Origin of the sequence: Absiella sp. AM29-15 (assembly GCF_003434225.1) — a bacterium.
Classification (GTDB): Bacteria; Bacillota_I; Bacilli_A; order Erysipelotrichales; family Erysipelotrichaceae; genus Hoskinsella; species Hoskinsella hominis.
The window spans coordinates 155,770-165,376 of record NZ_QVFL01000009.1 but is presented as its reverse complement, the minus strand read 5'-3'; the positions used below and the strand labels follow the sequence as shown (position 1 = coordinate 165,376).

Genomic DNA, 9,607 nt, shown 5'->3' with positions numbered 1-9,607 from the left:
GTACGGTTCTTAGACGAGAAAGCGGGAGTAATCTCGCTGACTTAGTCGACTATGGAGAATTGTCAAGAAATCTTGGAGGAACGTTTATCGATATGATGTCAGGCAGATATATCATCAATGTACTGGAACCTAAACAATGGACTACTGCCGATTACGAAGTGGATGAAAAAGATGATGCAATCCCTAAAACATTTAAACAAACAACGATATTGTCCCAACATATTTCTTTCTTAAAGGACTTCTTCAAAACTTATAAGGATTTCAGTGATGAACAGCTGGATACACTGGAGATCATGTTGATCAAATTATATAGTCATTTTGATATTACAGAGAAGACGGATCTAACAAAATTGCGTCATGATGGATATCCCATGCTATCAGATCTTTATGACTATATCGATGAAGAATATAAGCATTTCAAGGATAATGGAACGCATATCTTTAAGCGAGATACATTGAGAGAAATCTTACTGCTGCTTCATTCCATCTGTATTGGAAGCGACAGTAAGTTTTTTAATGGACATACGAATATAACAGGAAATCAATGTTTAACATTTGGTGTTAAGGGATTGTTACAGGCGAATAAGGCTTTGAGGAATGCCTTACTGTTCAATATTCTGTCATTCATGTCTAATGAGCTGCTGACGAATGGACACACTATAGCATCCATTGACGAGCTGTATCTTTTCCTTACCAATATGACTGCTGTGGAATATATCCGAAACTTCATGAAGCGTGTTCGTAAAAAAGAAAGTGCAGTAATCCTAGCATCACAAAACCTCGAGGATTTCAATATCGAGGGTATTCGTGAACTGACAAAACCCTTATTTTCCATTCCTGCTCATGCTTTTCTGTTCAATGCCGGTAATACGGATTCAAAGTTTTATATCGATACATTGCAGCTGGAGGAAAGTGAATATGATTTGATTAAATATCCACAGCGTGGTGTTTGTTTATATAAATGCGGAAATGAGCGTTATAATCTGGCAGTACATGCTCCTGAATATAAAGAAAGGTTGTTCGGTGAACAGGGAGGAAGATGATGGAGGTAGCTTATAATGAAGGATCAGCATTTTGGAATCGAAATCGAGATGACTGGCCTCACAAGATCTTCAGCCGCTAATATTATCGCAAAGCACTTTGAAAGTGAGGCAAGTCAAGAACATGATTACTATGATACATATACGGTAAAGGATCAAGACGGACGTAAATGGAAGGTTATGTTCGATTCAAGTATTACACCATATAGAGGAAGGAATCGGATATATGATTCAGAATATAAGGTTGAAGTTGTTAGTCCAATTTGCAATTATGAAGATATTGAAACCATACAGGAAATAACCAGAAAGCTAAGAAAAGGTCATGCGAAGGTCAATTCCAGCTGTGGTATTCATATTCATATAGATGCCTCTAAGCATGATGCCAGATCCTTGCGTAATATAACTAATATTATGTATTCAAAAGAGGATCTGATCTATAAGGCATTACAAGTTGATGTTTCCAGAGAAAATCGTTATTGTAAAAAAGTTGATGAAGCATTTATCCAAAAATTAAATAGAGCTAAACCTGACAGTTTAGATAAAGTGAAAAAGATCTGGTATAACGATAATACCTTTCGAGCTAATGAACACTATGATAGATCCCGCTACCATGCGCTGAATCTACATAGTGTTTTTTCAAAAGGAACGATTGAATTCAGATTGTTTAATGGAACACTTCACGCAGGAGAAATCAAATCCTATATTCAGTTTTGTCTGGCAATTAGCAATCAGGCATTGACACAAAAAAAGGCAAGCAGGAGAAAGACACAATCAACAAATGAGAAATACACGTTTCGCACTTGGCTCCTCAGACTCGGAATGATAGGTGATGAATTTAAAACCGCAAGACTACATCTGCTAAAAAATCTTGATGGTTGTATCGCATGGAAAGATCCTGCTCAGGCAGAAAGACAAAAGGAGCGATTACGAATCAAGCGGGAAGAGGAACTCGCGGCTCAAGACATTTCTGAACCGATTGAAGCAGATATGATGCAGGAGGAAGGACCTGTCATGAGCATGTAAGGAGATGATAAAAGATGAGCAAATTATATATAGCATATGGCAGTAATCTGAATAAAGAGCAAATGAAATTTCGCTGTCCTGATGCACAGCTGGTAGGTGTTGGAGAGATTCCCAACTATCAGCTTTTGTTTCGTGGAGGCAGAAATGCAGTTGCAACAATAGAGCCACAGGAGGGAAAATGTGTTCCTTTTGGGCTATGGAAGATCAGTGATCGGGATGAGCTGGCACTGGATCGTTACGAAGGGTATCCCAATCTGTATTACAAAAAGAGTTTCGCAATGCAGATACAGGGACAGAGTGCAGAGGCTATGGCATACATTATGGATCCTAAATATGAAATCGGTGTTCCTTCACAAACGTATTATCAAACGATCCAGCAGGGATATAGGGACTGCGGACTAGACTGTGATGTTTTGGATGATGCTGTTCAAAGGAGTAGAGATATCTATCATAAGCAGTTGGATATGGAAGCAATGCAGATGGGGATGAAGTAATGTGGGCAGCTGTACTCAAAGGAGTCAAAGCATTCACTATGTTGAAAAACAAAAGTACACAGAATCTGGGAAAGAAGATCATGATTGCTCTTCTTTCTCCTGTGATCGCTTTTGTTTTTTTGGTTGGCGGAATCTTTTCTGATGGAATCAATTTCAACCATAATTTGATATTTGATCTGTTTAATGGTGTACCTGTTTCTATAACAGGTATGGAATCGAATCAGATAGCATTCATTCATGAAATAGAAGGAATGATACCCATACTGAATCAGAAAATAGATACAGAGAATATTGGTTTTGCAGAAGGGGAATCAGTCGATGCGTACCTTGTTAAAGGTTTTTATATAGGCATTATGTTTTCTAATCAGCAATTTCACCTGACAGAAGAAAATGTAGATGATTGGATGCAATGCTATATTGAACCATCTGAAAATGGAACAGGAGAAAAAGAGGAACATAATGAAACAAAAAAGCATCCAGTGAATGACACCGCTATTATCTTCTCATTGATGGAACATAATATGAATTTAGCATTGAATCAAGATACAAAGGAATTAATGCTAAAAGTTGTGGAGGGATTAAGAGGTGGTGCAGGAACATCAGGAACGGTAACAACACTTTCTAAAGAGCAAATAGAAAAATTAATAGAAAATTTACCTGAGGATACAAGTGAGTTAAGAAAACAAATCGTGATCCAAGCAGCAGATGCAGTTGGAAAGATACCTTATTATTGGGGAGGTGCGGCCTCATATCCCGGTTATGACGGCAATGATTTCGGGAAACCTGTTGCCCCAGATGAGGCAGGTAGAGGTTTAAAAGGAATGGATTGTTCACACTTTGTTGATTGGGTTTACTGGACAGTTATGAACAATAACCTTGGCAATACGAATACTACAGGTCAGATAGCACAATGTGTGAAAATCAGCCCAAGTGAGTTAAAACCAGGAGATCTTGCGTTTTTAATGGAAGGAGGTACATCCACACATGTTGGAATCTACGCAGGCAAAAATGATAAGGGAGAAGCAGTATGGATCCATGAAAATGCAGGAGATAACAATGTTTCTATGAATACTGTATCGTATTGGAATCTTTACTGTCGTCTTAATATTATGAAGGACAGATAAGAAGAAAGGATAAAAGATATGGAAGAAGATTTTAAATGGCTGGATAGATATTTGAAAACACATTATACAGGATTCGTTGTAAATAACTACGATGTTGGATGTCATCTTTATCTAAAGGATATCAACAATTTCATCCAAAATGTAGGACGATATGCAAATGTAATCATCGTAAGGAATGAAGATGGAGATACATTATTGAATACATGCGGTACCTATATTGATCGAATATGGCCAGAAATATCATGGGGTTCAAGAACAAATGAAACAATGCAAGATGCCAATTATATTGCCAATGAATTGTGTAAACTCAGGGAAGAGGAAGGCTATTTCCCTGATCCTTTACCGAAAGTGAAGAGATTTATGAAACAGGTCTTTGGACAAGAAGTCGTTGTACAAAACGATGAGTTTCTAAAGTGTGTAAGAGAAGAAGAACTTGAAGAAGATATGCAGATTGGTCGTGATCTTAGTGTTTAGAACAAAAGCAGAAATAGAGCACCTGAAACAAATATATCCAAGTGGAACAAAAATCACTATGCTTCATATGTGTGATGATCATCCAGTTCCTAAAGGTACACATGGTGTTGTTGATTTTGTAGATGATGGAGGAATGATACACATGGATTGGGAGAATGGTATGCCTATGGCAATCGATCCTAGTGAAGATGAGTTTAAGGTTGATTTAGAAAAAGTGATCTATGTTGAGAAACGTATGAAGAATGTTATAGAAGCATTAAAAAAGGAAAATGCAGAGTTTCATATCGGTAATATCGTTGAACAACGTCAGGGAAAGGATATGTCTTATCATGGCTCTCCATTTTATGAAACGATCACAATTATCCAAGATGGTGACTTAGTATTTGAACATTCAGATTTTGGAAAGCGATATTACCCAAATAAGATTGAATTTGAGAGAATGTCTGATCTTTCAAAAATCGAAGAGAATACCATCAAGCAATTACAAGATGAAATTGCAGAACTGGAAAATAAGATAAGCATCAAGAAACAGGAAATCAGCAATGTTCAAAATAATTTTAAACGTATAAATGAAACATTTGCACAGGTGTTAAATGAAGAACCAGAAGAAATCGTATGTAAACAAGAAATGAAATTTGAATAGAAAAGAGATGAAGTTAAAATCATGACACAAAAAGAAACAGAAAAACTCAGAAAAAAATATCCTGTAGGAACAAGAATCGAGTTGAAGCACATGGAGGATATGCAAGCTGTTCCGGATGGTACATTGGGCACGGTGCTACATGTTGATGATGCAGGTACGATCCATATGCTTTGGGACAATGGCAGAGGATTAGGCCTCATAGAAGGAGAAGATGAATTTCATATCATGGAAACATATATGGAATATGATAAAGAAAAAGTTACAGCGCACAGCATGAATTTCAAGTTAAGCAGTGCAAAAGAAAGGCTGTCCTTGAATAACATCGTAATAGATAATGTTATTACTTTATCTGATGAGGATTACCATTATTTCAAAGAACATTTGAATGAAAATTACAATTTTATCAGAGATAATCGAGAGATATTATCCCAGAATGGTCATTCCATACAATATCTGTTAATTAAGGGAAGCAAGGATCCAGATGCAATGATCATCCAAATAGATGGAAGAAATACGGTAGAGAATTATTGCTATATACCATATGTCGAAGACTTACAGAAACATTTTCGTTATGGAATAAGAGAAGAACAGCAATATACTGATGCGGTGTTTTCATGCAAGGATACTGAAATCAATTCTCAGCGTTGCAGGATTGAAAAAATCATCGAATTGAATCATGATGATTTCAATCATTTTGCTGGACATCTACTCTCTGAATACGGATTTCTAAAGGAAAATAGAGAGCTGATGTATAAAGATTCTGATGATCTACGTCATTGTTTGCTAGTGATCGGTAATGCTCATGAGCATGGTATTCTGGTAGATTCTTCAGGGGCGAGTTATGCTAGATACACAGCATTCATGCCAAACACAAAAGCTTTCATCAAGCAAAATCAATTAGCAAACTTGATTGAAGATATCTACGATCTTCATCACGTGAAGGAAGAAAAAATCAAAGTGTTAGTCGTAGAACCGCAGAAAAAACCACGAGTCGAAGTCATAGAGAACACACTTGATGCAAAACGAGAAATCGTTCAAGGAGAAATCGAACTCGTAGAATTAAGCGATACTGCTGATTTGATCTGTAATGAGGAAGGAAAGTATATCGGTCTAGAAGCAAATCGTCGTTTCGGTAATGATGTTCTGGTAGGTACGTTTTTGATTGTCGGATCGGATGGTAGTGAAGATTTCTGTTCGTTAAGTGAAGAGGATATTGCATTGTATATGGAAAGATTCGGACAAATCGAAGATCTGAAACAGGAAGATATTCCAGAAATTTGCTACAAGATTTATGGATTTGAATAAGATTTTTTATATCATCTGTGAAGGAGGAAATGAGTTATGTTAAAGATGACAGAAATAAAATTAAAGTATCCTGCTGCACGTATCAGAGCATTAAATTCTGTGTTAGCAAAAAAAGATACGACATTAGACAATGAAATGAATTGCTTATTGGATCAGTTATATAAGAAAATCGTCAAGCCAGAAGTACGTAATTTCATTGAAGAAATGGAACATGATGAATGAGAGAGATTAAAGAAAGAAGGTGGAATGCATGGCTCAAAAGGTGATCATCGTAGCACAAAGGATGGGACAATTGTGGCACGCAATTATCGAACGTAATGCAGGTTTTGAAGTGGCAGAAATGTCAGATGAATACGTGAACGATAGATATGAAGAGGTTGTTGATATTACTTGTAAGGATGGTACTGTGTTTCAATGTAAGACAGATTTCAGGGATATCAGTGACAACGAAATATACTGGGAAACATTCAATAATGTTGAAAAATGGCTTAGTGAATCATTAAAGCAGCATGAACAAAAGATAGCGAAAGGCTCATACACCTTAAAAGAGTTGCATGAATATCAAAATCTTGTAAACAATGCTGAACGATTAAGGGAAATGATGATGAATGAGCAAAATCTGGAACAATCCGTTCATAACGAAATTGGCATGAAGATGAATTGAGGATCCTGAAACTAATATGTATCACCCTGTCGGCGATTTGTGAGCCTTGTGTGCGGTTTTGTAAATGAAATAGGGTAATAATGCCTATCGTCACATAAACAAGGAGGTGAAGCGAATCGTAGAGATTATAAATAGATAGACTTGCAAATGGAAATTTAGTCATAAATTTGAGGATAGGTTAGCTTTGCAGGTTAAAGTATCGGCGTCTGATGTCGCCGATACGTCAGACAACAGCGGGCAATGCCCACTGTTATAAGGCTTTCTTAAAAAATTGAAAAGCGTCGTAACAGTCCATGAGAAGTCAAGTGTGGCGTTGGTCTTGATGATTAAGCAAAATATAGACCAAGTATTCGATATTTCTAAGGTCGTTAGTTATGGCGTTTTCAAAGGATATGCATCATTTCATTGTCTTTTCATCTGGTAACAGGGAAGGGATGTTAACGAAATATCAGAAAGGAAAGATATAATACTAGTTAAATGATGCATGCATTGATTCGTTGGTTAAAAAATGAATCAATTAAATCTATTTGAATTAATAAAGAAACCTTATAAGATTACAAAACCTATCCGTTTGATAGAATTATTTGCAGGTATCGGTGCACAGGCAGCAGCTTTGAAAAGACTGCATGTACGATATGAAAATTATCGTGTCATTGAAGTAGATCAACATGCTGTCGACAGTTACAATGAGATTCACAATACTGATTTCAATGTTTCAGACATCACCAAGATTACCGCTGATGATCTGCATATAGTAAATAGAGATCAATATGAATATATTGTGACCTATTCATTCCCTTGTCAGGATCTTTCTAAATCAGGAAAAGGTTTGGGTATGGGCAAAGGTAGCGGAACTAGATCAGGCCTGCTTTGGGAGGTCGAAAGACTACTGAAAGAATGTGTGGAATTACCTCAGATTCTTTTGATGGAGAATGTCCCAGATGTGGTTGGTAAAAAAAATATCAAGGATTTTTTGCAATGGCAATCTGTCCTTGAAAGTCTTGGTTACAGCAACTACATAGAGTGTCTGAATGCGAAAGACTATGGTATTCCTCAGACAAGAAACCGAGCATATATGGTGTCGATACTGGGGGATTACTTCTATAAGTTTCCAGAGCCGAAACCTTTAGAACTATGCCTGAAAGATATGTTAGAAGACACTGTTGATGAAAGTTATTTTTTGAATAGAGAACAGCTTGTAAAAGTATTGAGCGGAAAGTTCGATCAGCATAGAAGGATCATGGATATAAGCAAACTCTGCAGCACCTTAACTACAAAGCCAGAAAGAATATATGGTGAAATTGACTCTGAAATGAAGTTAGAAAATGAACATATTCTATATGGCATCGTGCCAATGATCTTGGCATCAAAAACAAGAAGTATTGTTGAGTGTATAGCAATGAAAGAAAATACGAAAAAAGGTTATGCAATAGCTGAAGATGGAGATGGAGTTTATATTGATCGTCCACATCAGAAAAGAGGTGTCGTACAGAAAGGGATGATTCAGACACTTAAAACAGCCAGTCATGATGTAGCAGTTGTATCTAAGATGAATGATGGCAGAGCATTTTATGTAAGAACATTAACCGCATTGGAATACTGGCGGCTGATGGGCTTCAATGATGAGGATTATGAAAAAGCGGCTAAAGTAAGTAGTAAAACACAGCTTTATAAACAGGCAGGGAACAGTATCGTAGTAGATGTCCTTGAGGCAATTTTCAAGCAGTTTTTCTGAGCATAAATTATCATCTGAATGTACATGCATAAGAAAATGATTTTAAGGAAAGGAGAGGAAGTGAAGATGACAACCAATAAACAAAGAACAACGATATGGTTAAGTCCAGAAATATTTGATTCTCTTGACAGCATAACAGAAAGAAATAACTGTAGAAGCAGGAGTGAACTGATTGAAAAAGCAATCAAGTTTTATGATGGGTATACTCGTTCGCAAGAGAACGAGTATCTTCCCATTGCTTTATCATCGGCATTAAATGGTATCGTTAAAACAAGCGAAGATCGCATTGCAAGAGTCCTGTTCAAAAATGCAGTGGAACTCGCAATGATGATGAATGTATTATCCGCTACCGCAGAAATTGATGAAACGACTTTACGCAAACTGAGAGCGAAATGTATTAAAGATGTGAAAGGAACATTAGGAAAGATCAATTTTGAAGAAGTGTATAAATATCAAAATACATAGAACTAATGCTAGATAAATCAAAAGGTCTGTGATACTGTGTGTTGCTGAAAGGAGGCAATACTCATGGAGAGATTATTGAGTCAACTTTATCATGGACAATACTGTGCGGAATCGATGAAAACTCCAACAGACAAACAGTATCAGGAGGCACTTGGGAAAGCATTAGCAATCAATCAGAAAATCGTTGATGAACTAAAGAAAAATGGAGTTGAAGATGCAGAAACATTATCTGATGAATGGAAGAATGCATGGTTCAATTTCACTACGGAAGAACTTATTCAATGTTTCAAAAAAGGTATCAAATTTGGCTTACAGCTTCGTGAAGAACTGGATGAATTATGAAGTTATCAGTTATTGATGTTCTTCAAACTTATGGTGTAGAAATGCCGAAATCATTTTTGCAAGGAGAGGAATTACGAAACGCAGCAAATGATATTGATATATTACATGAGAATATATTAAAGACGCATAATGAAAATGATACTACATTGCTTGAGGAACAATTAGCAGAGTTAGAACATGCATGCTTCACTAAAATGAATTTGGAACTTGCTGCATATTTTAAACAGGGATTTAAAATGGGAATGCGATTGGCAAAAGAATTAAATGATGAAGAATAGCTGACAAATATGCAAGTATT

General features: G+C 36.5%; 12 protein-coding genes and 1 pseudogene. All 13 read left to right on the top strand.

Annotated elements, in window-relative coordinates:
- A pseudogene (locus DW761_RS10955) lies at window positions 1–1,043 on the top strand (type VI secretion protein); the annotation flags it as partial.
- 15 nt (window positions 1,044–1,058) lie between these two features.
- Entirely contained in the window at window positions 1,059–2,063 is a 1,005-nt protein-coding gene (locus DW761_RS10950; protein ID WP_117455921.1) for an amidoligase family protein, read from the top strand.
- Between the two features lie 14 nt (window positions 2,064–2,077).
- Entirely contained in the window at window positions 2,078–2,557 is a 480-nt protein-coding gene (locus DW761_RS10945; RefSeq protein WP_117455920.1) for a gamma-glutamylcyclotransferase family protein, read from the top strand.
- Between the two features lie 38 nt (window positions 2,558–2,595).
- On the top strand, window positions 2,596–3,681 hold the full coding sequence (locus tag DW761_RS10940) for a C40 family peptidase (RefSeq protein WP_158552364.1): 1,086 nt from the start codon (window positions 2,596–2,598) through the stop codon (window positions 3,679–3,681).
- Between the two features lie 18 nt (window positions 3,682–3,699).
- The gene (locus tag DW761_RS10935) at window positions 3,700–4,155 is read left to right on the top strand and encodes a hypothetical protein (RefSeq protein WP_117455916.1); all 456 of its coding nucleotides are present in this window, start codon (window positions 3,700–3,702) and stop codon (window positions 4,153–4,155) included.
- A complete protein-coding gene (locus DW761_RS10930) occupies window positions 4,115–4,798 on the top strand; it encodes a DUF4314 domain-containing protein (protein WP_117455914.1) in 684 nt (227 codons plus the stop codon). Before DW761_RS10935 ends, DW761_RS10930 begins: the two co-directional genes overlap by 41 nt.
- A gap of 21 nt (window positions 4,799–4,819) precedes the next feature.
- Window positions 4,820–6,103, top strand: coding sequence for a DUF3846 domain-containing protein (locus DW761_RS21435; RefSeq protein ID WP_207732779.1), 1,284 nt, complete (start codon window positions 4,820–4,822; stop codon window positions 6,101–6,103).
- A gap of 36 nt (window positions 6,104–6,139) precedes the next feature.
- Entirely contained in the window at window positions 6,140–6,325 is a 186-nt protein-coding gene (locus DW761_RS10915) for a hypothetical protein (protein ID WP_117455912.1), read from the top strand.
- Window positions 6,326–6,353: 28 nt separating this feature from the next.
- On the top strand, window positions 6,354–6,767 hold the full coding sequence (locus tag DW761_RS10910) for a hypothetical protein (RefSeq protein WP_117455910.1): 414 nt from the start codon (window positions 6,354–6,356) through the stop codon (window positions 6,765–6,767).
- A gap of 508 nt (window positions 6,768–7,275) precedes the next feature.
- Window positions 7,276–8,502: a DNA (cytosine-5-)-methyltransferase gene (gene dcm, locus DW761_RS10905; protein WP_117455908.1), complete on the top strand. Its 1,227-nt coding sequence runs from the start codon at window positions 7,276–7,278 to the stop codon at window positions 8,500–8,502.
- A gap of 66 nt (window positions 8,503–8,568) precedes the next feature.
- Complete coding sequence (locus tag DW761_RS10900) at window positions 8,569–8,967, top strand: ribbon-helix-helix protein, CopG family (protein ID WP_117455906.1); 399 nt, start codon at window positions 8,569–8,571, stop codon at window positions 8,965–8,967.
- Window positions 8,968–9,030: 63 nt separating this feature from the next.
- Window positions 9,031–9,309 carry a DUF6809 family protein gene (locus DW761_RS10895; protein ID WP_117455904.1) on the top strand — a complete coding sequence of 93 codons (279 nt, stop codon included), beginning with the start codon at window positions 9,031–9,033 and terminating at the stop codon, window positions 9,307–9,309.
- Window positions 9,306–9,587 carry a hypothetical protein gene (locus DW761_RS10890; RefSeq protein ID WP_117455902.1) on the top strand — a complete coding sequence of 94 codons (282 nt, stop codon included), beginning with the start codon at window positions 9,306–9,308 and terminating at the stop codon, window positions 9,585–9,587. Before DW761_RS10895 ends, DW761_RS10890 begins: the two co-directional genes overlap by 4 nt.
- Window positions 9,588–9,607 lie beyond the last annotated feature (20 nt).